A 305-nucleotide genomic window follows, 5' to 3' on the forward strand; every position below is an offset into this window, starting at 1 on the left:
CGGCGCGGTCGCGTCGATGGCCGGCACCACCTCCCAGCCGTCGCTGTCGGCGATCGTCGCCGCCACCGACCACTCCGACCGCCCCACCGGCCTGGACCTGCAGGCCGTCAGCGACATGGAGCCGTACTGGGAGAGCGTCCGCAAGATCTACGCCCCCTTCGAGGCGGGCCTGGCCTCGCCCACCGGACGCGTCTACCACCACGAGATCCCCGGCGGCCAGCTGTCCAACCTGCGCACCCAGGCGGTCGCGCTGGGGCTGGGCGACCGCTTCGAGGACATCGAGGAGATGTACGCCGCCGCCGACC

1 pseudogene (only partly in view) is annotated in these 305 nt (G+C 73.1%); it reads left to right on the forward strand.

Annotated elements, in window-relative coordinates:
• Positions 1-305 (forward strand): annotated as a pseudogene (locus tag CCN35_RS29800) (pyruvate carboxylase); its annotated part reaches 161 nt to the left of the window's first position; the annotation flags it as partial.

Origin of the sequence: Streptomyces thermovulgaris, assembly GCF_002155915.1 — a bacterium.
In the GTDB taxonomy this organism is placed as follows: Bacteria; Actinomycetota; Actinomycetes; order Streptomycetales; family Streptomycetaceae; genus Streptomyces; species Streptomyces thermovulgaris.